We start from the raw sequence: 25,589 nt of genomic DNA, 5'->3' as shown, positions 1-25,589 counted from the left end.
GTTCGAAATTGCCGCCGGTGGTCCCGGTGATGGTGGTGCTGACGGTGCTGCCGTTGTTGTAAACGTCATTGTCCGCGGTATCGACGGTCACGCTGCCGGTGGTCTTGCCCGCTTCGATGGTGATGACCGAGCCATTGCTCAAGGTCACGGTCATCGGCGTGCCGGCCGGGTTGGTCAGGGTCGCGGTGTAAGTGATCTGGCCGCCTTCGACCACGGTGCCGGTGGCGGTGAGGCTCAGGCCGGTGTTGTCGACCGAGTCGGTAACGGTGGTGACCGCAGGTGTAGTACTCGGCACCAGGTTTTCGAAGTTGCCGCCGGTAGCGCCAGTGATCGTGGCGCTGACGGTGCTGCCGTTCTGATAAACGTCATTGGCCGCAGTGTCGACGTTCACGGTGCCGGTGGTTTTGCCGGCTTCGATGGTGATGGTCGAGCCGTTGGACAGGGTGACAGTGACCGGCGTTTGAGCCGGGTTGTTCAGTGTGGCGGTGTAGGTGATCTGGCCGCCTTCGGTGACCGTCGAACCCGCCGTCAGTGTGAGGGTGGTGGTGTCCGGCGAGTCGGTAATGGTGGTCACGGCCGGAGCCGGGTTTGGCACCAGGTTCTCAAAATTGCCGCCGGTGGCGCCGGTAATCGTGGTGGTGACCGTGCTGCCGTTGTTGTAGACGTCGTTGGCTGGAGTCGACACGTCGACGGTGCCAGTGGTTTTACCCGCATCGATGGTGATCGTCGACCCGTTGGACAGGGTGATGGTGACCGGTGTCTGCGCCGGGTTGGTCAATGTCGCGGTGTAAGTGATCTGGCCGCCTTCGGTGACGCTGGCGCCAGCGGTCAAGGTGACCGTTGTGGTGTCGACGGTGTCGGTGACCTGGGTCACGGCCGGTGTCGTCGGCGGGGTGACGGTGATGCCGTTGCCACCCGTGGTGCCGGTGACGGTCACGTTGATCTGGGTCGAGTCGTTATAAACAGTGTCGTTCGGCGCGAGCGGGACGTTGACGGTACCGGTCAACTGGCCGGCCTGGATCACGATCACCGAGCCATTGGACAGGGTGATGGTCAGGTCGGTCAGCGGCGCCTGGGTCAGGGTCGCAGTGTAAACCAGTACGCCACCGGCCTCGGTGATGCTCGGCGTGGCGCTCAGGCTCAAGGTCGATTCGCGCTGTACGTTGGCGCTAGTGTCAGCCGTCTGGCCACCGGTGGTGAGTTGTGCCGCCTGTGCCGCAGTGCTGAGGCCCGCGGTCGGGAAACCAATGGTCGGGTCTACCCGGCCAGCGGTTGCGTCCAGCATCACGAAGCTGTGACCGCCACCCGCCGCACCGCCCGTGCCCGCAGCGGTAGGGCCGGCTGCGGTGGCTTCGAGTTCAGTGGTCGGGTCGGCACCGGCAACGATGGCTTGTTGCAGTTCTTCAACCGATGGCGCGGCTTGTGCAGTGGCTTCTGACAGGTCAGTGCTGGAATCCGGGTCGCTGGCGCTCCACTGAGTGTCGCGGCCCAGGTCCAGGGTGCGGCCGTCAGCCAGTTCCAGCGTAACGGCGCCCGCCGCGCCCGTGTCTACCTGATCGCCGACAAACAACCGGTCGCCTTCAACGAGTACTCGGCGAATGCCCTCTGGGGACACCGCGAAAACCTGACCGACAATGCTTTTGACGATGGCAACAACACTGCTCATTGAAGACTCTCCGGGTGTCACGTTCAGTTGACTTCCATGGACCTGATGGCGCTTTCGCCAACTCAGTCTGGACGTACTTTCAAGGTATTCGAGGCACAACTTTGACGCGGTTAATCGTCAACAAATTGGCTATACTTTTTCGCTATAAACTATATGCCAAACTATTGACCTTAGTGCTGTCATCCTAAACACTCGTCCCAGTAATGTCACATTGATATTTAGGTAACTACCCGCCCCGCAGAGTGCGATTCAGTTCCAAATTCAAACTTTCCGACACACGGTCATTCCGATGGTCATCATCCGATGCAGCGGTACGTTCTGCAGTGATTCAAGACAAGTAATTCCGGGAAATTCCAACATGCGTTTGCACCTGTTCAAGGCTCTACCCTTCGCTCTAGCCGCCAGTTTTGTTCAGGCGCAGTCACTTCCGGAGGCCATGCAACAGGCGTTGGATGTCCATCCGGAAATCCAGGCAGGTGTTAATAGTCGATTGGCCGCGGATTATCAGTTAAAGGCGGCAAAAGGTGGATACCTTCCCCGGGTCGATCTGCTGGGCGGTTATGGTCGCGAAGGCACTGACAGCGTCACCACCCGCGCGGCCGGCAGTGACAATCACTGGGAAACCCTGAACCGTAGCGAGTCAAGTTTGCGTCTGTCTCAAATGGTTTTTGACGGTTTTGCGACGTCCAGTGAAGTGGGGCGTCAACAAGCCACCGTTAATTCCCGTGCTTATTCCTTGTTGGGCACGTCCGAACGTACCGCGCTGACCGTGGCTCAGGTTTATCTGGATGTACTGACCCGCCGCGAGTTCGTGCGCCTGGCCACAGACAACCTGAAGAGCCACGAACGTATTTTTGACCAGATCAAGTTGCGCACCCAGCGCGGCGTCGGCAGCGGTGCCGACCTCGACCAGGCCGAAGCGCGTATGGCCCAGGCTCGCAACAACCTGATCACCGAACAGACCAACCTGGCGGACGCCGAGACCAACTTCCTCAGTGCCGTGGGCCAGATGCCGGATCAACTGGAGCGTCCTGCCGATTTCCTCGCGCTGTTGCCGGCCAACCTGAATGAAGCCCGGGCGCAGATGCTGGAAAACAGCCCGATCCTGCGTTCGGCCGAGTCCGACATCGCAGCGGCCGAAAAACAGTACGACGCCGCCAAATCGTCCTTCTACCCGCGCTTCGATGCCGAACTGGGTCGCTCCGCCGACAACGATCTCGACGGTCAGAATGGTCACAGCAACGAATGGCAGGCGATGTTGCGCATGCGCTTCAATCTGTATGCCGGCGGCAGCAACAAGGCGGATCTGGAATCCAAGTCCTACCTGTCCAACCAGGCCCTGGATATCCGCAACAACGCCTTGCGCGTATTGAATGAAGAACTGGGCCTGGCCTGGAACGCGTTGAACAACGCCAATGCCCAGGTGCCGATCGCCCAGCAATATGTCGATCACAGCACCAGCGTGCGCACCGCGTACCAGAAGCAGTTCAGCCTGGGCGAGCGCACTCTGCTCGACCTGCTCGACAGTGAAAACGAACTGTTCACCGCTTCCCGTCGCCTGGCCGAGATCAAGAACATTCAGTTATTTACTCAATACCGAATCAAGGCGACCATGGGCGAGTTGCTCAAGAGCCAGGGAGTGGTCGCACCGTTGGCATCCGTTGTGCAGAACGACGTGAAGCCCAGGGTCCAGCTACCCGGGATGAATTGAGTCTTCCCTTTTACTGTTAGCCAAGAGTGCCGAGCGTGGAATCAGAAGTCAGTCGAGTTCAACTCATTCATGATCCACGCGCGCTGCACGACGATCCGTTACTGGACGGTCTGCTAGCCCTTTGCACCCTGCATCAGAAACCGGCCAGCGCCGCGATGCTGACCACCGGCCTGCCGTTGCCCAAGCAGCGTCTGAGCGTTGAGTTGTTGCCCCGCGCCGCCGCTCGCGCCGGTCTGCAAGGGCGGGTGCTGGTGCGCAAGCTGGAGCAGATTCCGGCGATTGCGATGCCGGCGCTGCTGCTGCTCAAGGATGGCCGCAGCGCCGTCCTGCTCGGCTGGCACGGTGAAGACCAGGCCCGCCTGCTGATCAGCGAAAGCGACGGTGGCGAAAGCCTCGTCAGCCGCGAACTGCTGGCCGACGACTACATCGGCAAAGTGTTCTTCGCCCAACCCCAGCACAAATTCGACGTCAATCACGGCACGCTGATCCCGCGCGCGCGCTCGTGGTTCCGCGACACCCTCAAGCGTTCGCGCTGGCTGTACGCCGACGCCATCGCCGCCAGTTTCCTGATCAACATCATCGCCATGGCCGCGCCGCTGTTTGTGATGAATGTCTACGACCGCGTGGTGCCGAACCAGGCGGAATCGACGCTGTGGGTGCTGGCCATCGGCATCACCGGGGCGTATCTGTTCGACCTGATCCTCAAGAGCCTGCGCAGCCTGTGCCTGGACCTGGCCGGGAAGAAAACCGACCTGATCATCTCGGCGACGTTGTTCGAGCGCATTGTCGGCATGGCCATGAAGTACCGCCCGGCCCGGGTCGGCAGCTTCGCCCAGAACATTCATGAGTTTCAGAGCCTGCGCGACTTCCTCGCCTCGCTGACCCTGACCAGCCTCATCGATCTACCGTTTACGCTGCTGATCTTCATGGTCATCGCCATTCTCGGCGGGCACCTGGTGTGGATTCCGGTGCTGGCATTCCCGATTGCCCTGCTGATCGGCTATGCGCTGCAAAAGCCGCTGGTGGCGACCATGGAACGAACCATGGCCTTGGGCGCCGAGCGCCAGTCGAGCCTGATCGAAACCCTCGCCGGCCTCGATGCGGTGAAGGTCAACAACGCCGAAAGCGAACGCCAGTATCAGTGGGAACAGACCATCGGCACGCTCAGCCGCCTCGAACTTCGGGTGAAAATGCTCTCCGGCCTGGCGATGAACATCACCTTGCTGATCCAGCAATTGGCCGGGGTGATCATGATCGTCTTCGGCGTGTACCAGATCATTGCCGGCAATTTGAGCATGGGCGGTCTGATTGCCTGCTACATGCTCAGTGGCCGCGCGCTCAGCCCGCTGGCTTCGTTGTCCGGCCTGCTGACCCGCTACCAGCAAGCGCGGGTGACCATGGTCTCGGTGGACCAGATGATGGAGCTGCCGCAAGAACGCAACTTCGAAGAGCGCCCGCTGAGCCGCAAGGTACTGCAAGGCGCCATCGAATGCCGGCAGATGAACTTCACCTACCCGAATCAACAGAACGCGGCGCTGAAAAACATCAACCTGATCATCAAACCGGGCGAGAAGATCGGCATCATCGGTCGTAGCGGCTCGGGCAAAAGCTCCCTGGCCAAACTGCTGGTGGGGCTCTATCAGCCGGACGACGGCGCGCTGTTGGTGGACGGTGTCGACATTCGTCAGATCGACGTCAGCGAATTGCGCCACAACATCGGCTACGTCGCGCAGGACATCCAGCTGCTGGCCGGCACCCTGCGCGACAACCTGGTCTCGGGCGCGCGCTATGTAGAAGACGAAATGGTCCTGCAAGCCGCCGAGCTGGCCGGCGTGCATGAGTTTGCCCGCCTGCACCCGCAAGGCTATGAGCTGCAAGTCGGCGAACGCGGGCAGAACCTGTCCGGCGGTCAGCGCCAGAACGTGGCCCTGGCCCGTGCGCTGCTGCTCAACCCGCCGATCCTGCTGCTCGACGAACCGACCAGCGCCATGGACAACACTGGCGAAGAACGCCTCAAGCAACGCCTCGCGGCAGTGGTTGAAAACAAGACCGTGGTGCTGGTGACGCACCGGGCATCGCTGTTGTCGCTGGTGGATCGCCTGATCGTCATCGACCGCGGACAAATACTCGCCGATGGCCCGAAAGCCGCCGTGATGGAAGCGTTGAAGAAGGGGCAGATCAGTGTTGCTTAAGTCGGGTTTCAAGGATTCGATCCGCCGTTACTTCAAAGGCTCCGAGTCGCTGCATGGTCAGCCACTTCCCGAGGTCAATAAAGCCCTTATCGAAGACGCCCCGCGTGTGGTGCGGCTGACGATCTGGGCGATCATCGGCTTTTTCATATTCCTGATGCTCTGGGCCAATTACGCGGTGATCGACGAAGTCACCAAGGGCGACGGCAAGGCGATTCCGTCGTCGAAGATCCAGAAAATCCAGAACCTTGAGGGCGGTATCGTCTCCGAGTTGTTCGTCACCGAAGGGCAGATTGTCGATGCCGGCGCGCCGCTGATTCGCCTGGACGACACGCGGTTTGCCTCCAACGTGGGCGAGACCGAAGCCGATCGGCTGTCGATGCTGCTGCGCGTGGAGCGTTTGAGCGCCGAGGTCGATGACCGTCCGCTGAACTTCCCCGCTGATGTGCTCAAGGCTGTTCCCGGTCAGGCCGCCAGCGAAGAGTCGCTGTACATCAGTCGTCGGCAGCAACTGCACGATGAGATCGGTGGTTTGCAGGAGCAGTTGATCCAGCGTCAGCAAGAGCTGCGCGAATTCACCTCCAAGCAGGCGCAATACCGCAATGGATTGTCGTTGCAGCGTCAGGAAATCAACATGTCCGAGCCGCTGGTGGCTCAGGGCGCGGTGTCGCCGGTCGAGGTTTTACGGCTCAAGCGGGCTGAGGTCGAAACCCGTGGGCAACTGGACGCCACGACGCTGGCAATCCCACGCGCCGAATCGGCGATCAAGGAAGTGCAGCGCAAGATCGACGAGACGCGCGGCAAGTTCCGCAGCGAAGCCCTGACCCAACTCAACGAGGCCCGCACCGACCTGAACAAGGCCCAGGCCACCGGCAAGGCTCTGGAAGACCGGGTCAGCCGGACGCTGGTTACTTCGCCGGTGCGCGGCATCGTCAACAAGTTGCTGGTAAACACTATTGGCGGCGTGATCCAGCCGGGCAGCGATCTGGTGGAAATCGTACCGCTGGACGACACCTTGCTGGTGGAAGCGAAGATTCGCCCGCAGGACATTGCGTTCCTGCACCCGGGCCAGGAAGCGACGGTGAAGTTCACGGCGTATGACTACACCATTTACGGTGGGCTGAAGGCCAGGCTTGAGCAGATCGGTGCCGACACCATCACCGATGAAGACAAGAAGACCACCTACTACATCATCAAACTGCGCACGGATCGCAGTCACCTGGGGACGGATGAAAAGCCGTTGCTGATCATCCCGGGGATGGTGGCTTCGGTGGATATCATTACTGGCAAGAAGACAGTTCTCAGCTATTTGCTCAAGCCGATTATCCGGGCCCGCGCCGAAGCGCTGCACGAGCGGTAGTTCTCGGTTGGGGCTGATGGCCTCATCGCGGGCAAGCCTCGCTCCTACAGGGATTTGTGAACGCGCTATCCCATGTAGGAGCGAGGCTTGCCCGCGAAGGCGGTCTCAAAAACGCCGCAAGTCAAAAGCCATATCGTTATTCATTAACGGTATTCAAATTTCAATTCTTGGTGGAGAACCTGGTGTTTGACACGCTGGAGCGCGTGACTGTTAAGCGCTGGGGGACGCAGCGCTGAGTTTTGCAGTGTCTGAGCTGGCCTCATCGCGAGCAGGCTCACACCCACAGGGTTTTGTGTTGAATACAAAATCTGCGTCCACTGAAGATCCCCTGCAGGAGTGAGCCTGCTCGCGATGAGGCCGGTCCAGCCAACACAATAATTGGGGATGTTTGCTAGCATTGCGTCTGAATCAATCCAGCCCAGACACGAGTGCTCAACATGCAACTCCCGGACATGAACCTTCTGGTCGCCCTAGACGCCTTGCTCGATGAAGGCAGTGTGGTGGGTGCCGCGCGGCGGATGAACCTCAGCCCGGCGGCCATGAGCCGAACACTCACGCGAATCCGCGAGGCCATCGGCGATCCGATTCTGGTGCGCGCCGGTCGTGGTCTGGTGCCGACGCCCAAGGCGTTGGAGCTCCGCGAGCAAGTGCGCGACGTCGTCGAGCAGGCCGCATTGCTATTTCGCTCGGCTGATGCGGTGGACTTGGGTTCGTTGCGTCGTCGGTTCAACATCCGGGCCAATGACTTCTTCGTCGGTGTCTACGGCGGCAAGCTGTTTGACACTCTCGACCGCCAGGCGCCGCATTGCGAGCTGCGCTACGTCCCCGAGGGCGATGGTGATGATGAAGCGCTGCGCGAAGGGCGCATCGACCTGAGCATCAGTAACACCCGGCCGCTGACCCCGGAAGTGAAGGTGCAGAATCTGTTTTCCACTCATTTCGTCGGCCTGGTTCGCGAGGACCATCCACTGTTCGACGAAGAGATCACGGCCGAGCGCTTCGCCGGTTTCTCTCACATCAGCATGTCCCGTCGCGGCATTGCTCGCGGGCCGATCGATACAGCACTCAATGCCCTTGGGCTTGAACGGCGGGTGGCGGTGATTGCGCCGAGTTTCCATGCGGCGATGTTTGCGCTGCCGGATTCCAACCTGATTTTACCGGTGCCCAAGGAGGCGCTGTTGAGTGTGCGGCGCCTGGGCTTGAAGCTGCGCTCGTTTACCCTGCCGGTTCCATTGCCCACGCTGATGCTGACCCAGGCCTGGCACCCGCGTTTCGACAAGGATCCGGCGCATCGCTGGCTGCGTGAAACGCTCAAGGCGTGCTGTGACGAGACCTGGCTGGCCGCACAACCCACCTGAAATTGAACACTGTCCCCTGTGGGAGCGAGCCTGCTCGCGATAGGGCCATCACATTCAATATAGATGTTGACTGAACCACCGCTATCGCGAGCAGGCTCGCTCCCACAGGGGTTTTGTATTGCTGCATAGAGCGCACTTATAACCTGCCCATAAGTCAATTTTCGTCAGGTTCCACACTTCTTAAAATGCTTCGGTATTCAACCCCCGGAGCTTGCAGCAAATGACTTCCTTCACGGTCACGGCACCTCTCGCCGCGGCCAGTCCGGCCGCCGTTACGCCTCCGGTCTTCGGCCCGCGGATCATCATCGGTCTGGTCGGCGTATTGCTGGCGGTGTTGGTGTCGGGCCTCAACGAGATGGTGACCAAGGTCGCGCTGGCTGACATTCGCGGCGCATTGGCGATCGGCTACGACGAGGGCACCTGGCTGGTTGCCAGTTACACGGCGACCTCGGTAGCCGCCATGGCCTTCGCGCCCTGGTGCGCGGTGACGTTCTCGCTGCGGCGTTTCACCCTCTGCGCCATCAGCGCCTTCACCCTGCTGGGCGTGTTGTGCCCGTTCGCTCCGACCTACGAAAGCCTGCTGGTTATGCGCACCTTGCAAGGCCTGGCCGGCGGCGCACTTCCGCCGATGCTGATGACCGTCGCGCTGCGCTTTTTACCGGCCAACGTGAAACTATACGGTCTGGCGGGGTATGCGCTGACGGCCACCTTCGGCCCAGGGCTCGGGACCCCTCTGGCCGGTTTGTGGACCGAGTACGTCGGCTGGCAATGGACCTTCTGGCAAATCATCGCACCGTGCCTGATTGCCATGGCTGCCGTGGCTTACGGTCTGCCGCAGGATCCGCTGCGTCTGGAGCGCTTCAAGCAGTTCAATTGGCGCGGCTTGCTGCTGGGTTTTCCGGCGATCTGCATGTTGGTGATCGGCATCCTGCAAGGCAATCGGCTCGACTGGTTCGAGTCGAGCCTGATCTGCGGATTGCTCGGCGGTGGGTTGCTGCTGTTGGTACTGTTTTTGATCAATGAATGGTCGCAGCCGATCCCGTTTTTCAAGATGCAGATGCTCGGCATCCGCAACCTGTCGTTCGCCTTGTTGACCCTGGCCGGCGTGTTGGTCGTGCTGCTGGCAGTGATCATCATCCCGTCCAGCTATCTGGCGCAGGTTCAGGGTTATCGCCCGGTTCAGACCGCGCCGATCATGCTGCTGGCGGCCCTGCCGCAGTTGATCGCGCTGCCGTTGGTGGCGGCGCTGTGCAACCTGCGTTGGGTCGATTGCCGCTGGGTGCTGGGGCTCGGCTTGAGCATGTTGGCGCTGTCATGCATCGGCGGTTCGCAGCTCACCTCGGTGTGGATTCGCGACGATTTCTACGCGTTGCAATGGCTGCAAATCTTCGGTCAACCCATGGCGGTTCTGCCGTTGCTGATGCTCTCGACCGGCAGCATCACGCCGATGGAAGGCCCGTATGCCTCGGCTTGGTTCAACACCGTGAAAGGCCTGTCAGCGGTGGTCGCCACCGGGGTGATCGAGGCGTTGACCACGTCGCGGCTGCATTTCCATTCGACCATGCTGGTGGACAACCTCGGCAACTCCCCTCTGACCGACAGCGACAGCGCCGGCCTTGCCCATCGGCTGCATGAGCAGGCTGTGGTGCTGACGGCATCGGATCTTTATCTGTGCATGGCCGGCGTCGCGCTGACGTTGATCTTGCTGATTTTTTGGCTGCCGACGCGGATTTATCCACCGCGTGCACCGACATGAATGCTTCACTGAAACAGAAGGCTTTTATGACGACTCAAACAAAGCAAAAAGTGGCTGTCGGCGTCGCCGCAGTGGTGGCGGTCGGCGTGCTGATTTACCTGCTGGCGCCAGGCGTTTTCGGTAAGCGCACCCAGCAGAACACCAATGATGCCTTTGTCTCGGCGGACTTCACCTTGGTGGTGCCTCGCGTGGCGGGTTTCATCAAGGAAGTGCTGGTGGAAGACAACCAGCAGGTCAAGGCCGGGCAGTTGCTGGCGTTGATCGATGATCGCGACCTGCGTGCCGCCGCCCAAGCCGCCGATGCCGAAACGCTGGTGGCCAGGGCGCAACTGCAAAATGCTAAGGCGACCCTTGAACGCCAGACGTCGGTGATCGCTCAGGCCCAGGCCACGGTGGTGTCGGCCAAGGCTGAAATGGCCTTCGCCGAGCATGAACTGAACCGCTACAACCACCTCGCCGGGGTCGGTGCCGGCACTGTGCAGAATGCTCAGCAAGCGCGCACGCGCATCGATCAGGCCTCCGCGCGGTTGGCCAATGTCACGGCGGTGCTGGCGGCGGAACGCAAGCAAGTGGAGATCCTCACCGCGCAGCGCGACGCGGCCGACGGTGGATTGAAGCGGGCGCAAGCGGCGCTGGAAATGGCCAGCTACGAGTTGTCTTACACGCGCATCGTTGCCCCTCAGGACGGCATGGTGGGCGAGCGGGCTGTGCGGGTCGGCGCTTACGTAACGCCGGGCAGCAAGATTCTGGCGGTGGTGCCGCTGGCACAGGCTTACGTGGTCGCCAATTTCCAGGAAACCCAACTGACCGACGTGAAGCCTGGGCAGGATGTGCAAGTGCGTGTCGACAGCCTCGGAGGCGAGGTCCTGACGGGGCGCGTCGAGAGCATCGCGCCGGCGACCGGTGTGACGTTTGCGTCGATCAAACCGGACAATGCCACCGGCAACTTCACCAAGGTGGTGCAGCGAATTCCGGTGAAGATCATTCTGGATCCGGGGCAGGCATTGGCCGAGCGGTTGCGGGTGGGGATGTCGGTGGAGGCGAGGATTGATACGGCCAGTGAGGCGACTGCGTCCGAGGTGGTTCAGCGATGAAGATCTGCGTTGGCCACTGGCCTCAACTCACCCTGTGCGCCTCGCTGGTCATGAGCCTTTCCGCCTGCACCGTCGGCCCCGACTTCCAGAAGCCTCAACCCCAAAAAATCACTGAATGGTCAAAACCATCAAAAGCCGCCGCCAGCGAAGCGGTATCCACCGACATGAACGAACGCTGGTGGGACGTCTTCAACGACCCAAAACTCTCGGCCCTGACCCAGCGCGCCTTGACCGATAACCTCGATCTGAAACTCGCCAGCAGCCGCTTGCAGCAAAGCCGTGCGGCGCGTCAGGTCATCACGGCCGACCGTTATCCGAATACCGCCGCCACCGGCAGCTACGGGCGCAAACGCAACAGCGGAGAAGGTCTGAACGACCCATCAGGCAACAACGGTGATTCGGCGTTCAACCTCTGGGACGCCGGCTTCTCCGCTTCCTGGGAACTGGATTTCTGGGGCCGTGTGCGCCGCGAAACCGAAGCCGCCGATGCGACCCTGGAAGTCGCGGAAAACGATCGCCGTGGGGTGCTGCTGTCGGTGCTCGCCGAAACCGCTCAGGACTATATTCAACTGCGCGGCGTACAGAGTACGCGGGCCGTTACCGAGCAAAACCTCGAGGTCGCCCGGCACAGCCTGAAACTCTCGCAACTGCGTCTGGCCGACGGTGTTGCCACCGACCTTGATGTCGCCGAAGCGGCTGCCCAAGTCGCCGCCATCGAGTCGCGTCTGCCCGCGCTGGAACAGCGCCAGTCACAACTGATCAACGCCCTGAGCTTGTTGATGGGCGAACCGCCTCAAGCGCTCCAGGCCGAGTTATCCACAGACGCCCCCGTGCCTTCAACACCGCGCCAGGTCGCCATTGGCCTGCCGTCGCAATTGGCTGAACGCCGCCCGGATATTCGTCAGGCCGAAGCCCGACTGCACGCCGCTACTGCGAGCATCGGCGTGGCCAAGGGGGACTTCTATCCGCGGATTACCCTGTCGGGCAACATCGGTTCGCAAGCCATGCAACTGAGCGATTTCGGCTCCTGGGGCTCGCGCTCGTTCGGCATCGGCCCGCAATTCAGCCTGCCGCTGTTCGATGGTGGCCGCCTGCGCGGGGTCCTGAACTTACGCGAGGCGCAGCAACAGGAAGCCGCCATCGCTTACCAGCAAACCGTCCTGCGCGCCTGGCATGAAATCGACGATCAACTGAGCGCCTACAACGCCAGCCAACTACGCCGCGACAGCCTCGCCGAAGCCGTCCGCCAAAACCGGATCGCCCTGCGCACCGCGCAGCAGCAATATGTGGAAGGGGTGGTGGATTTCGTTAACGTACTGACAGTGCAAGGCGCCTTGTTGGCGACACAGGAGCAGTTTGTCGAGAGCTCGACCGGGGTGTCGCTGGCGATGGTGGGTTTGTATAAGGCGTTGGGTGGGGGATGGGAGTCGGTGTATCCGTTGGCTAGTGTCGTTACCAGTAATCCGGTTTGATGGCGGGAGCCTTATGGGTCGGTACCGGTGTCTGAAATTGGTGTACCTGCAACTCTTCAGAGGTGACGACACGCCGCATCCAGTGAGAGTGCTCCTTCAAAGAACCTGGTGATGGGCGGTTTAACTCGGCACGGTGAGGAAGAATGACCCCGACTTTCATGTCAGGAAAATCTTCTCGAATTGCTTTCAGGGCTGGAGTCATGTCTGTGTCACTGGATACCAGGACTAGCTGTTCGATTTGTTTATTAGCATGGAACTTGGTCTGTCTTGCGGCTGTGCGATACATGCTGATCGCAATGTGGACATCTGTCTCTTTCTCTTCAAGCTTCCAGATGTCGACTTTGTCTTGGCGAGAGGCGCCAGTTTTTCTGTCAATGAAGCGAGGTGCTTTCGCGGGCTCAAGCTTATGGCGACCGTAGTGAACGGCAACGTTGGTTGCTTTTAATGCACGCAAATAGGTGTCTTGAGCTTCTTTGGAGGCTCGGCCGCGAGTTGCAAGCTCTGGCTTGACGGATGAGGTGAAGTAATCAACCGAGATTAATGAGCTTTGGGGATTCTCGATGTAAGCGACATGGCCCAGCAAACTTTTCAGATTGAGCCATTTGTATGGCGTGCCCGCGAGTAATCCATAGAACACGTTGTAGCCATCGACAAAAAACGCGGTTCGCACAAACTCAATCCTCTGAAACGAAAAAACCGGCCGAAGCCGGTTTCTTCACCCCAACGGCCAGTGAATTTAATCTCTGCGTACGGGGTTCAGTTGGGGAATCCTAAGTCGGGTGTGTCATATACGTCAACCCACTGGCTGATCAACATTTGACTCGATTGAAGGATTTCCAGCGCCGGCGAGTCAGTTTTGATCGCCGACCTTGGTGATGGTCAAGGCGTTATCGGCCTGAGTTATTAGTAATTGCTACAGGAAGAGTGTTGAGGTGCTGCATTTCGATAAAGGTTTGAAGTGTCGATCGCTGCTCTCCGTATCGATTGAAAGTACGTTCCCAATCTGATGTGGGATTTATTACCGATAGCTACTGAAGGAAAGCCCACGTTTTCGTGCTGAGAAATCAGGCAATTTTGAAACAGCACATTTCTATCCAAGGACATCTATCCACTTGACGCCCACCCACCCTGTCATAGACTCCGCTCATCCGTCAGGGAGATACGGTTATGCGGCGTTTTTGTGTTTGGGTTATTGGATTGACCGTTGTGACCTGCGCAGTACACGCGCAAACGCCCGCGTCAGACGATCCGTTGTTGGAAAACAGCACCGCTGGCAGCAATGCGACAGCCAGCAGCGAGGCCCGGGGCGTGTTGCGTGCCCGGGATCAGGCGGTGCTCGCCAGTGAGTTGTCCGGGCGCATTGTCGAGCTGCCGTTCAGTGAGGGCGAGTCGTTCAAGAAGGGCGATACGCTGGCGCGTTTCGATTGTTCCGCTTATCAGGCCCAGCTCAATGCGGCGCAGGCTGCCAACCGTGGTGCGGGTGAAGAGTTGTCCCACAACAAACAGCTGGCGGCGTTGAATTCGGTCGGGCGTTTTGAAGTGGCGCGGGCCCAAGCCAAAGTCAGCGAGACGCAGGCGCAGTCTCAGGTTTATCAGGTTCAGGTGAAACGCTGCAGCGTGCTGGCGCCGTTCGATGGCCAGGTCGTCGAGCGCAAGGTCAAACGCTATGAAAGCGTGGCGGCCGGTGCACCGTTGCTGGATGTGGTAGACAATCGAACGCTGGAGATCCATCTGCTGGTGCCGTCACGCTGGATGGCCCGGCTCAAGCCCGGTCAGACCTTCAGCTTTGTCCCCGATGAAACCGGTCAAGCGCTGGATGCCACAGTCAAACGCCTCGGCGCTCGAATTGATGAAGGCAGCCAGACCTTGTTGCTGGTTGCAACACTGCCCAATGCCAACGGTTTGCTGGCCGGCATGAGCGGCACGGCGCGTTTCGCGGAGCTTAAATGAACGCGCCCGCTGCGAGCGGTGCCGAACAGGTCTTCGCCAGGTTTCTTGATCTCGAACGCCTGACCCGCGCTGCGCGCACGCCTGCGCAACTGGCCTACAGCCTGGTCAATGACGGGCAGGCGCTGTTTGGTTTTCGTCATGCGGCGCTGTTGATTGCCGGCAAGGTGCAGGCGGTGACGGGTGTCAGTGCCGTCGACCCGAATGCGCCATTCGTGGCGTTCGTCGAGCAGGCCGTGGCGCAGTTGTTCAAGGCCGGTGTGCTGAAGCAGGCAAGGGTGATACCGGCGAATGTCCTCAGCGAATCGATTCAGGCCGATTGGCAAAGTCTTTCGGCGGCTCAGGTGTTTTGGCTGCCGCTGATCGATCACCAGGGCGAGGTATTCGGTGGGCTGTGGCTGGCGCGGGACCTGCCGTGGAACCCTTCCGAGCAAGTGCTGCTGTCGCAACTGGGCGACACTTACAGCCATGCCTGGTTGGCGCTGCAACCGCGCAAACCGTGGCGGCTACGCTGGACCCGAAAACGTCGGGTGGCACTGGTCGCCGTGCTGTTGCTCGGGTTGCTGATCCCGGTGCGCCAATCGGTGCTGGCGCCGGCAGAAGTGGTTCCATTGGGCGGCCGCGTGGTGGCTGCGCCCTTGGACGGCGTGATTGCCGAATTCCTGGTCAAACCCAATCAGACGGTCAAAGCCGGCGACCTGTTGCTGCGCTTTGAAAGCACCACGCTCAAGGCCCAGGCCGATGTGGCCGAACGCGCCTTGGGGGTGGCCGAAGCTGAACTGAAAGCCAATTCCCAACGCTCGTTCGCCGATGCCGAGTCCAGCTCGAAGATCGATCTGCTGGCAGCGCGAGTCGAGCAAAAACGCGCCGAACGGGATTACGCCCACGAATTGCTCAAACGCAGTGAAGTCCGCGCCGAGCGCGGCGGTATCGCGGTGTTCGCCGATGCGGAGCGCTGGACCGGCAAGCCGGTGCAGACCGGCGAGCGGCTGATGGAAATCGCTGACCCGACCCAGGCCGAGTTGCGCATCGAACTGGCGGTGGGCGACGCGATATCCCTTGAGCCCGGCGCGCAAGTCGCGCTGTTTCTCGACAGCGATCCGTTGCAGCGGCACTTGGCGAAACTCGAACGCTCGGCTTATGAGGCGCAACCCACCGCTGCCGGACAACTGGCTTATCGCCTGGATGCGAATTTCGAGGGCGCACCGCCGCGCATCGGCCTGCGCGGCACCGCTAAAATTTTCGGCGACCGTGCTCCGTTGGCGTTGTACCTGCTGCGTCGACCTCTGGCCGGGTTGCGCCAGAGTGTGGGGCTTTAGATGAGCCTGCCGAGCCTGCCGAGCCTGCGGGCCGACTTGCAATTGTCCGTGGCGACTCCGGCCCTCGATGGCTCGCCGCGCTGGACCCTCGCCGACCCAGTGCGCGGGCGCTATTTCAAACTCGGTGCCGCCGCGATGCGGTTGCTGCGTCATTGGTCGTTGGGGGATCCCGAGCAGGTGTTACGCGCCGCCAACCGCGAGCCCGGGTTGCCACTCGATGGCGCGGAGCTTGAGCAGTTGCTGGGCTTTTTGCGTGGCCACGACCTGATCAGCGCACTCGACCCGCAACAGCGCGCCAGTTACAGCCTGAAGGCAGCCGCCCAGCGTCAGACGCTGTGGCAGATCCTGCTGCACCAATACCTGTTTTTTCGCATTCCCCTGTGGCGCCCCGACGCTTTTCTCAATCGTGCCTGGCCATGGATCGAGCGCTTCGGCCCGCGGGCGCTGCGCTACGGGTTGCCCGTGACGTTGGGGCTCGGGGTGTTTCTGGTGTCGCGGGACTGGCAGCGGTTTATCGCCACCTTCCCGCATCTGTTCAGTCTCGGCGGCGCTCTGGCGTTCGGTGTGGCGCTGTTTTTTGCCAAGCTCTGTCACGAGTTCGGCCACGCCTTCATGGCCAAGCGCGCGGGTTGTCGGGTGCAGAGCATGGGCGTGGCGTTCATGGTGTTGCTGCCGATGTTTTACACCGATGTCAGTGATGCCTGGCGGGTCAATGATCGTCGTGCGCGACTGTTGATCGGCGCCGGTGGTGTGCTGGCGGAATTGCTGCTGGCGAGCATTGCACTGCTGGTCTGGTCATTGCTGCCGGACGGTCCCGGGCGCACCGCTGCATTCATGCTCGCCAGTGCCACCTGGATCACCACGCTGGTGATCAACCTCAACCCGTTCATGCGCTTTGATGGTTACTTTTTGCTCAGCGACTTTTGGGAAGTGGACAACCTTCAAGGGCGAGCCTTTGCCTTGTGTCGTTGGCGGTTGCGCGAGTTTTTGTTCGGCTATGGGGCTGCGGCGCCGGAGCCCTGGTCGCCGAAGATGCAGCGTCGATTGCTGATCTGGGGCTATGGCGCGTGGCTGTGGCGTGCGGCGTTGTTTCTCGGGATCGCGCTGGCGGTCTATCACCTGTTCTTCAAGGTGTTGGGGATTTTCCTGATGCTGGTGGAGCTGGTTTGGTTCATCTTCCTGCCGATCTTGAGTGAGTGGCGGCAGTGGTGGAGCCGACGGGAGCAGGCCTATGTCCCCCGCGTGTTGCTCAGCGGTCTGGCCTTGCTCGGACTGGTGCTGGTGCTGGTTTTGCCGTGGCGCAGTGCGGTGGAGCTGCCGACGATGCTGGAAGCGGGACGCGCCAGTGCGTTGCACGCGCCCGTCGCGGCGCGGGTCAAAACGGTGAACGTGCATGACGGTCAGGTGGTTGCCCAGGGCGAGGTGCTGATCGAACTGGAATCGCCGGACCTGGACTCGCGCCAGGCCATCGTCCGGCGTGAAATCCAGATCCAGCAGTTGCAGATGCGCCGTCAGGCCAGTCGCAGCGAAACCGCCGCCGACGCCGGGATTATCGAGCAACGCCTGGCGGAGGCGGTTGCCGACTATCGCGGGCTGGCCGCCCAGCGTGAACGTCTGCTGCTGCGCGCGCCCCACGCCGGCACCGTGCGCGATCTGTTGCCGCAACTGGTGGCAGGTCGCTGGCTGTCGACCAAAGATCCCCTGGCGCGGGTCGTTGAAGACGGTGCACGGTTGCGTGGCTATCTGGCCGAAGCCGAACTGTGGCGCGTGGCGCCGGGGGCCACCGGGCGGTTCATTGCCGATGATCCGATGCACCCGGCGATCGCCGTGCGATTGACCGAAATCGACACCAATGGCGCGGCCTATGTCGATCAGGAAGCGCTGACGTCCGATCACCACGGGCCGATTGCCGTGCGCCGGGATGCACATCAACGGGCTGAGCCGGTGCAGGGACAATACGGGGCGCGGTTGAGCACCCTCGAAGCCGCGCCGACGCCGATGCAACCCTTGCGCGGCGTGGTGGTGTTGCAGGGCAGCGGCGAGTCGTTGTTGGGCGTGGCCTGGCGCCGCATGGCGGCGCTGGGTGTCAGGGAAAGCGGTTTCTAAGGAGAGCAGGTGATGGCGAATACCGAATCAGTGGCGGCCGATGGCTTGGTGGTTCGGCCCTCGCGGACCAGCGATGGGCCTTTTTTGCACAGTCTTTACCAGGCGGCGCGGCCGGATCTGCAATGGATCGACGGCGATCGAGAAGTGATTGAGCAGGTGGTCGCCCAGCAATTTCAGGTGCAGGAACAGGGATTGGGGGAGCGATTCCCCAACGCGATGCATTACGTGATTGAAAAGCTCGACACAGCCATCGGTGCGCTGACCACCGATTTTGGCCCCAATGAAATTCGCGTGTTGTACCTGGCGTTCATTCCGCAGGCCCGCGGCCAGGGTTTTGGCCGCAAGGTGCTGCAAGGTGTGCAACAAGCCGCCCAACAGATCCGTTGCCCGGTGGCCACGGTGGTCTGGGCCAACAATCCCCATGCGCGCCAGCATTACCTGGCGCTGGGGTTTCAGGTTGAAGAGTGCAGCCCGGCGGCGGAGCGGTTGGTGTGGTATCCACAAGGCTGAATCCATCCCCGCCCACTGTAGGAGCGAGCCTGCTGGCGATGGCGGAGTATCAGTCACCATAGGTGTGAATGAACCACCGCCATCGCGAGCAGGCTCACTCCTACAATGGGATTTCGGTGTGTTCAGTTGAAGGCGATATAGAAATACCCCATGTCCGGATCACGGCCCATGGCCGGCACACGAGAGACAAAAATGCCCTGCACCTGACCCAGCATCGGTAACTCCAGCGTGCATAACCCATCCACAAACGCTGTGGGTTCCAGACTGTTGAACTCGACACTGAACGGCACGCGCTCGCTGTTTGGCATCCGCGAATGGGGTGTTTCTTCAAGCGTGTAGATTTGGATCGACAACTCACTGCCATCCGGCAGCCGCAGCGAGCCTGTCTTGCCCAGCAGGGTCTGAAAGTGTTGGCTTTGAACCTGTTGCAACATGGCGTCACTCCCGAAAAAACGGCCGGGGGATGGGTATCCCCCGGCCAGACCTCAATTGCGAGAAGGGAACAACCCGTTCAAGGCGATGCTGAAGTTGAGCACCAGGAATGGGTTCATCGTTTCCATCGGCAAACCGTTACCGGCCGACGAGATTTCCCCCGTCACGGCAGTGGCCACGCCCTTCAGCGGTACCGCCGCAGCGCCTTGCGCATCAGAGAAGATGCTCGCCGAGCCCGGGCCGCCGCCCGAAGCACCGATGTACGAGTTGGTCGCGGTTGGAGTGGTGACCGGGTTGCTCGCCGGGCTGGCCAGTTGCAGGGTGGTGGTGGCCGTCAGCCCGGACAAGGCATGGGTGTGATTCGGCAGGTTGGTGATGGTCGCGGTGACGTTCTCGGTCCCGGAGAATTCGCCAATGACCCGTGGTGTCAGGTTCAGCCCGTTGCCCATGCACACCGGCATTCGGCCTTGCAGGTTGGGTAGCATGAAGTTGGTGGAGCCATTGCCGCCGAAGTTGACGCCGAGCAGGGCAAATAGCGCGTTGTATTGCTGGACCGCCAGCGTCTGGCCGTTGCACAGGGCCCAGCCGTTGGGAGCAAAGTTAAAGGCGAAAGGCTGAATAGTGCCCATGAATACTTCCATAGTTCCTTATCCCTCAGGTTAGTGTCTGAAGCGTCACGTAAGGCCCAGTTATCCGGGCGGATCGCGCTGATCAGCCGACTCCATTCATCTCCGTGGCTGGGTCACGCCAAGCCAGAGCGTAGTAGATCCGGATGATTGCCGAATGTCGTTGGTCGTAAAGCCAGCATCGACGACGGCGCTGACGCTGACCTACAGTGATGACACGCTTCACGCTTTTTCACTGGCAGTCCCGAGGGGAGCAATGGAGGCGTACAGAGAGTTGCCACTTGAGGGCACCCAAGGCCCGCAAGCGACACCCGGTGCCTGGGCGAGCGTCAAGCGCTTGCTTCGGTGGGTGCGCGAACATTGGCTGTTGCCGATCCTCGCGTTGGCCGCGCTGGTGCGTTTCTACGACCTGACGGCGGCGGCTATCTGGGGCGACGAAGGCTCCAGCCTGCTGATGAGCCAGTTTTCGCTCGGCGGGATCTGGCTGCACGCCGCGTACGATGTCCACCCGCCGCTGTATTTCATGCTGCTGCACGGCTGGGTCGAGCTGTTCGGCGACGGTATATTTTCGATCCGTAGTTTCAGCGCGCTGCCCGGGATCGCCACGGTGTGGCTCGGCGTCTGGCTGATGGACTTGCTTGCCACCCGGCGTGCCGCACTGCTGGCCGGTTTGCTGTTGGCGCTGCTGCCAACGGCGGTGCGATACAGCCAGGAAGTGCGGATGTACTCACTGCTGGGCCTGTGGCTGATCGGTGCGACGATTGCGCTGGTCTACTGGATCCGATACCCCCGGCGCACGCGTTATCTGGTGGCGTATGTGCTGCTCATGACAGCGGCGTTCTACACCCATTACTTCACCGCCCTGTGCGTGCTTTGCCATTGGCTGTATCTGGGGGTGATCCGCCTGCAACCAGGTTACCGCTTGCGGCATATTCAACGCCCCGGCTGGTGGCTGGCGAACGTGGCGATTGTGTTGTTGTACTTGCCTTGGGTGCCGAGCCTGATCGATCTGGTCCAGCACATGGATCAGCTCAAGGCCAATGGCGATGTGGGATGGGAGGCACCGGTCACGTTCGGCTCGTTGCCGTCGATGATCTGGTCGTTTCTGATTCAGGACGATGGCGAGAACCTGCCGACCCTGATTTTCAGCACGTTACCTTTGGCGTTGCTGGCCTTGATGTGGGTGGCGCTGGCGCGGGATCGCAGCGTGATTCGGGGCAGTGCGCTGGTGGTGATCTACACCGTTGTGCCGTTGCTGGTAGTGTTTGGGGTGTCGTTTGCCTCGCCGGTGTTCATCGAGCGTTACCTCACCGCCTACGCCCTCGGCCTGCCAATGATTGCCGCACTGGCCATTGATCGCCTGTACTCAGGGGCCCGGGTGTTGGCCATGACAGTGCTGGTGTTGTTTGCCGGTGTCGAACTGGTGGGCCTGAATAACAACGCCACGGTCGATAGCAACGACCAGTTCAACGTCATGGTCAATTACGTCAACCAGCACTTCGTTGCCGGTGACCGAATCGTCACCAGCGACATGCTTTGGTACCTCAGCTACGTCTATTACAACCGCACCGACGCCAAGCCGTTGCTGTACACGCCACCGTTACCAGGCGGTGCGTCGAGCCGGCCGAGTGCTTATGGTTTCGGCACGTTGGTGACCCCGGCCATTTACCTCGATAGCCTTGGCACCTTGCCCAAAGGCACGGGGCGCGTGTGGTTGATCGGCACTGTCGGTGTGCCGGACGAGTTCGCCCCGTTGCCCGCCGGCTGGCGGAGCGTTGGCCAAACGCAGGCAGGAGGCGCCAATGCGCGCTTGTTCGTGATGCGTTAAGTCAGTAACAAAAATCTTGTTTTTCAGACGATTTAGCTTCGATTTGATATCAAAACACTACTACTGCTTCAGCCATTCATAGTCTACGCTCCGTCATACATAAAGGACTGATGATCAGGTGAAGGGATGCAGCAGTACCACTTTATCTCCGGCTTGCCGCGTTCAGGCTCGACCCTGCTTTCTGCCATCCTGTTGCAGAACCCGCGTTTCCACGCCGGCATGACCAGCCCCGTTGGCGCCCTGTTTTCAGGTGTTCTGGAACAGTGCAGCGCCGGCAGCGAGTTTGGCGCGGTGATCGATACCGATCTGCGCCGACGCTTATTGCGCGGTCTGTTCGACTCCTTCTACGCCGACAAGGCCGACAAACCGGTGGTGTTCGACACCAACCGGCTATGGAGTTCGCGCTTGCCGGCCATCAGCGACCTGTTCCCGCAAGCCAAGGTCATTGCCTGTGTGCGCAATGTCGCCTGGGTCATGGACAGCATCGAGCGTTTGTACCGCGCCAACCCCTTTGAAAACACCAAACTGTTCGGCGACGCGATCGAGCGCAACACCGTCTACAGCCGTTGCGAAACCCTGGCCCAGCGCAATCGCCTGGTGGGATTTGCCTGGGCTGCGCTCAAGGAAGCCTATTACGGCGAACACGCCGAGTCGCTGCTGATCGTCGACTACGACCTGCTGACTCAGGCGCCGGATCGGGTGATGCGGCTGGTCTACGACTTCATCGGCGAACCCTGGTTCGAGCATGACTTTGACCACCTCGCTTACGACGCGCCAGCGTTCGACCAGGCCCTGGGGGTTTCGGGCCTGCACAAGGTCAAGCCGAGGGTCGAACTGCAATCGCGGCGAACGATTTTGCCGCCGGACTTGTTCAAGCAGTACGCAGAATTGTCCTTCTGGCTCGATGGCTCAGCCAGCGCCGCCAATGTCATTCGCATGAAAGCCGATGCCGCGATCAGTTGATCGCGGCATTTTCATTTTCGCGTCACGAAAGTTCGAGTCCGGGTGAGCAGCATGTGGTGGAGCAAAGGCAAGTCGCGGGTTACCGAAGGTGCACGGGCGCTGGTCTCGCCCATGATCATGTCCCTGGAGCCGCGGATGTTGTTCGACGGCGCGGTCGCGGCCACCGTGGCGGATGCCGCCCAGCCTGAAAGCCATCCCACGGCCGACGCGGCGAAAGCGCCGGCGAATGATCAGCCGGTCGCCAGCAAAGACACCCACGGCCAGGCCGATGCCACGCCGGCTTCAACACCCGTTGCCGTACCGGGGCAGAGCGTGGTGTTCGTCGATTCCCGGGTCAAGGACGCCGACAGCCTGCTCAAGGGCGTGGCACCCGGCACTCAAGTGGTTCAGCTGGACGCGAGTCGGGACGGTCTGCAACAGATTGCCGATTATCTGGATACCCATCAGGGCATCAGTTCCGTGCAAATCATCGCTCACGGCAACGCGGGCGACCTGTGGCTGGGCGACAGCTATCTGTCGGCCGACAACGTCGCGGCCCGAAGTGCGGTGCTGGCGGAAATCGGCAAGGACATGAATGCCGGCGGCGACATCATGATCTACGGCTGCTACACCGCCGAAGGTGAGCGAGGCTTGAGTTTTGTCGATTCCCTCGCGCAGCTGACCGGCCGTGATGTGGCTGCTTCCAGCAACCGCACCGGGATCGGCGGCGACTGGGACCTGGAAATTGTCACCGGCAACATCGAAAGCGCCAACGTGCTGTCGACCACGGCCATGAGTGAGTATCAGTGGGGCCTGGCGACCTGGACTGCTACCAACAACGGCAACACCGGTATCGGCTCGTTGCGTGCCGCCATCGCTTCGGCGCAGAACGGCGATATCGTCACCTTCAACGCCAGCATGACAGTGCAGCTGACGTCCGAACTGCTGATCAACCAGAACATCACCGTCGATGGCGACTTGAACAACGACGGCGTGGCTGACGTAATTCTCGACGGTCAGTACCGGACGCGGGTGATTGAAATTGCCGCGGGCAGAACCGTGACCCTTGATGGCCTGGTGATTACTCGTGGCCTGGTGGCGGGAACGGGCGGCAACGGTGGCTACGGTGCCACAGGGGCAATGGCCGGGGGGATTTTCAACGCCGGCATCCTGACCCTGAACAACGTCAGCGTGACCTCCAATGCCGCTTCCGGCGGCGGTGGCGGCGGCGGTGTCACGGGTGCTTTTTACGGCGGTGGCGGTGGTGGTGGCGGCGGTTTGGGCGGTCAGAACGGTGGGCATGGTGGCTCGGCCGGGCCGGGCACCGGCACGTTGGGCGGCCAGGCTGGCAGCGCCAATGCCGGCGGCTACGGTGGCGGTTATGACGCGACCCACATGGGCGGTCGCGGTGGCACCAATACTGGCGGCGCGGGCGGGCTGGGCGTGTCCTATTACAGTAACGGCGGTAACGGCTCGACGGCCACCAATGGCACGATTTCCATTGGCGGCGGGGGCGGTGGCGCCGGTTGGGACAAAGTCGGTGGCGCTGGCGGCAACGCGGCGGGCGGGATCTACAACGCCAGCAGCGGCACCATTACCATCATCGGCACTTCGACCATCAGCAACAACATCGGCGCCGGTGGTGGCGGTGGCGGTGGCGGTGGCCAAGGCAGCAATGCCAGCAATGGCGGCATCGGCGGTCGGGGCGTCGGCGCGATCTGGAACAAAGGCACGCTGCTGATCACGGCCTCCAACTTCGCGGCCCTGGCTGGTAATGCCGCGGCCAGTGGAGCAGGCGGTACCGCGCAGGGTGGAGGTACAAACGGAACTTCGCCGACCTCCGTCGCGACTATCTTCAACGACGGAGGTGTACTCAACACCGCGTATGCGCCGCCGCCGACCGCAACCATTGTGGTCGCTGACACCACTCTGAGCATCGGCGAAACGTCCTTGGTGACGATCACCTTTTCCGAGGCCGTGACCGGTTTCACCAACGCCGACCTGACCATTGCAAATGGCACCCTGAGCGCCGTCAGCAGCGCCGATGGCGGCATCACCTGGACGGCCACCTTCACGCCGACCGTGAGCATTTCCGATACGACCAACCTCATCACCCTGGACAACACCGGGGTGAGCAACGGCCTGGGCACGGCCGGCGTCGGTACCACGAACTCCAATAACTACGTGGTCGACACCTTGCGCCCCACCGTCGGCATCGTGTTCACCGACACCGCGCTGAAGGTCGGCGAAACATCGCTGGTGACCTTCACCTTCAGCGAGGCCGTGACAGGTTTTACCAACGCGGACCTGACGATTGCCAACGGCACCTTGTCGGCCGTGAGCAGCAGCGATGGCGGCATCACCTGGACGGGCACCTTCACGCCAACCGCCAGCATCACTGACGCGACCAACCTGATCACCCTCGATAACACCGGGGTCAGCGACCTGGTCGGCAACGCCGGCAGCGGCACCACCGATTCGAACAATTACGCCATCGATACCGTGCGCCCGACCGCGACCATCGTGGTGGCCGACACGGCACTGAAAATCGGCGAAACGTCGCTGGTGACCATCACCTTCAGCGAAGCCGTCAGCGGTTTCACCAACGCCGACCTGACCCTCGCCAACGGCACCCTGAGCGCGGTGAGCAGCAGCGATGGCGGCATCACCTGGACGGCGACCTTCACACCGACTGCCAGCGTCAATGACACAACCAACCTGATCACCCTGAACAACACAGGGGTCAGCGACCTGGCGGGCAACGCCGGCAGCGGCACCACCGATTCCAACAACTACGCCATCGATACATTGCGTCCAACGGCAACCATCGTGGTGGCGGACACCGCATTGAGAATCGGTGAGACCTCGCTGGTGACCATCACCTTCTCCGAGGCGGTGAGCGGTTTCACCAACGCCGACCTGACTATCGCCAACGGCACATTGACGGCCGTGAGCAGCAGCGACGGCGGCATTACCTGGACGGCGACCTTCACGCCGACCGCCAGCATCAACGACACAACCAACCTTATCACCCTGAACAACACCGGGGTCAGCGACCTGGCGGGCAACGCCGGCAGCGGCACTACCGATTCGAACAACTATGCCATCGACACCGTGCGGCCAACGGCAACCATCGTGGTGGCGGACACCGCATTGAGAATCGGCGAAACCTCGCTGGTCACCATCACCTTCTCGGAAGCGGTCAGCGGTTTCACCAACGCCGACCTGACCCTTGCCAACGGCACGTTGAGCGCGGTGAGCAGCAGTGACGGC

At 61.2% G+C, this 25,589-nt stretch carries 18 protein-coding genes; 14 read left to right on the top strand and 4 right to left on the bottom strand.

Translation table 11 applies throughout. From position 1 onward, the window contains the following. Window positions 1–1,666, bottom strand: a 1,666-nt coding sequence (locus tag FHL16_RS32135; RefSeq protein ID WP_138739108.1) for a retention module-containing protein, incomplete at its 3' end; no start/stop codon positions are given. Window positions 1,667–2,024: 358 nt separating this feature from the next. Between FHL16_RS32135 and FHL16_RS32130 the strand changes: the two genes are divergently transcribed. From FHL16_RS32130 to FHL16_RS32095, 7 genes are all read left to right on the top strand, one after another. Then, window positions 2,025–3,377: a TolC family outer membrane protein gene (locus FHL16_RS32130; RefSeq protein WP_010464927.1), complete on the top strand. Its 1,353-nt coding sequence runs from the start codon at window positions 2,025–2,027 to the stop codon at window positions 3,375–3,377. 35 nt (window positions 3,378–3,412) lie between these two features. Next, window positions 3,413–5,569, top strand: a complete 2,157-nt coding sequence (locus FHL16_RS32125; protein WP_010464926.1) for a type I secretion system permease/ATPase — start codon at window positions 3,413–3,415, stop codon at window positions 5,567–5,569. Beyond that, the gene (locus FHL16_RS32120) at window positions 5,559–6,926 is read left to right on the top strand and encodes an HlyD family type I secretion periplasmic adaptor subunit (protein ID WP_010464925.1); all 1,368 of its coding nucleotides are present in this window, start codon (window positions 5,559–5,561) and stop codon (window positions 6,924–6,926) included. The genes FHL16_RS32125 and FHL16_RS32120 overlap by 11 nt, the downstream gene beginning before the upstream one ends. A 437-nt stretch (window positions 6,927–7,363) precedes the next feature. Continuing rightward, entirely contained in the window at window positions 7,364–8,284 is a 921-nt protein-coding gene (locus FHL16_RS32110) for a LysR family transcriptional regulator (RefSeq protein WP_077750398.1), read from the top strand. A 220-nt stretch (window positions 8,285–8,504) separates the two neighbouring features. After that, the gene (locus FHL16_RS32105) at window positions 8,505–10,040 is read left to right on the top strand and encodes an MFS transporter (protein ID WP_077750397.1); all 1,536 of its coding nucleotides are present in this window, start codon (window positions 8,505–8,507) and stop codon (window positions 10,038–10,040) included. 26 nt (window positions 10,041–10,066) lie between these two features. Further along, window positions 10,067–11,134 (top strand): HlyD family secretion protein, encoded by a 1,068-nt coding sequence (locus tag FHL16_RS32100; protein ID WP_010464922.1) that lies wholly within the window; start codon window positions 10,067–10,069, stop codon window positions 11,132–11,134. Beyond that, window positions 11,131–12,606: an efflux transporter outer membrane subunit gene (locus FHL16_RS32095; protein ID WP_077750396.1), complete on the top strand. Its 1,476-nt coding sequence runs from the start codon at window positions 11,131–11,133 to the stop codon at window positions 12,604–12,606. The genes FHL16_RS32100 and FHL16_RS32095 overlap by 4 nt, the downstream gene beginning before the upstream one ends. Here FHL16_RS32095 and FHL16_RS32090 read toward each other — a convergent pair. Next, the gene (locus tag FHL16_RS32090; RefSeq protein WP_077750395.1) at window positions 12,587–13,276 is read right to left on the bottom strand and encodes an NYN domain-containing protein; all 690 of its coding nucleotides are present in this window, start codon (window positions 13,274–13,276) and stop codon (window positions 12,587–12,589) included. The two genes, FHL16_RS32095 and FHL16_RS32090, sit on opposite strands and share 20 nt — an antisense overlap. Window positions 13,277–13,773: 497 nt before the next feature. On the opposite strand from FHL16_RS32090, the gene FHL16_RS32085 reads away from it, so the two are divergent. Genes FHL16_RS32085 through FHL16_RS32070 form a run of 4 tightly spaced genes read left to right on the top strand, consistent with a single transcriptional unit; the run spans window position 13,774 to window position 18,488 of the window. Continuing rightward, a complete protein-coding gene (locus FHL16_RS32085) occupies window positions 13,774–14,556 on the top strand; it encodes an efflux RND transporter periplasmic adaptor subunit (protein WP_077750394.1) in 783 nt (260 codons plus the stop codon). Then, complete coding sequence (locus FHL16_RS32080) at window positions 14,553–15,872, top strand: efflux RND transporter periplasmic adaptor subunit (protein WP_077750393.1); 1,320 nt, start codon at window positions 14,553–14,555, stop codon at window positions 15,870–15,872. The genes FHL16_RS32085 and FHL16_RS32080 overlap by 4 nt, the downstream gene beginning before the upstream one ends. Continuing rightward, the gene (locus tag FHL16_RS32075; RefSeq protein WP_077750392.1) at window positions 15,873–17,978 is read left to right on the top strand and encodes an HlyD family efflux transporter periplasmic adaptor subunit; all 2,106 of its coding nucleotides are present in this window, start codon (window positions 15,873–15,875) and stop codon (window positions 17,976–17,978) included. Between the two features lie 12 nt (window positions 17,979–17,990). Then, the gene (locus FHL16_RS32070; protein WP_077750391.1) at window positions 17,991–18,488 is read left to right on the top strand and encodes a GNAT family N-acetyltransferase; all 498 of its coding nucleotides are present in this window, start codon (window positions 17,991–17,993) and stop codon (window positions 18,486–18,488) included. A gap of 122 nt (window positions 18,489–18,610) precedes the next feature. On the opposite strand, the gene FHL16_RS32065 is transcribed toward FHL16_RS32070, so the two are convergent. Continuing rightward, a complete protein-coding gene (locus tag FHL16_RS32065) occupies window positions 18,611–18,922 on the bottom strand; it encodes a DUF6916 family protein (RefSeq protein ID WP_077750390.1) in 312 nt (103 codons plus the stop codon). Window positions 18,923–18,973: 51 nt separating this feature from the next. Next, entirely contained in the window at window positions 18,974–19,561 is a 588-nt protein-coding gene (locus FHL16_RS32060) for a phage tail protein (protein ID WP_077750389.1), read from the bottom strand. Window positions 19,562–19,802: 241 nt separating this feature from the next. On the opposite strand from FHL16_RS32060, the gene FHL16_RS32055 reads away from it, so the two are divergent. From FHL16_RS32055 to FHL16_RS32045, 3 genes are all read left to right on the top strand, one after another. Continuing rightward, on the top strand, window positions 19,803–21,374 hold the full coding sequence (locus FHL16_RS32055; protein WP_077750388.1) for a glycosyltransferase family 39 protein: 1,572 nt from the start codon (window positions 19,803–19,805) through the stop codon (window positions 21,372–21,374). 126 nt (window positions 21,375–21,500) lie between these two features. Then, on the top strand, window positions 21,501–22,337 hold the full coding sequence (locus tag FHL16_RS32050; RefSeq protein WP_010464912.1) for a sulfotransferase family protein: 837 nt from the start codon (window positions 21,501–21,503) through the stop codon (window positions 22,335–22,337). A 51-nt stretch (window positions 22,338–22,388) separates the two neighbouring features. Then, window positions 22,389–25,589, top strand: a 3,201-nt coding sequence (locus FHL16_RS32045) for an Ig-like domain-containing protein (protein ID WP_077750387.1), incomplete at its 3' end; no start/stop codon positions are given.

This window comes from Pseudomonas sp. FSL W5-0299, assembly GCF_005930655.1.
Lineage (GTDB): Bacteria > Pseudomonadota > Gammaproteobacteria > Pseudomonadales > Pseudomonadaceae > Aquipseudomonas > Aquipseudomonas mandelii.
The sequence above is the reverse complement of the archived record's forward strand: the minus strand, read 5'-3'. Positions and strand labels throughout refer to the sequence as shown.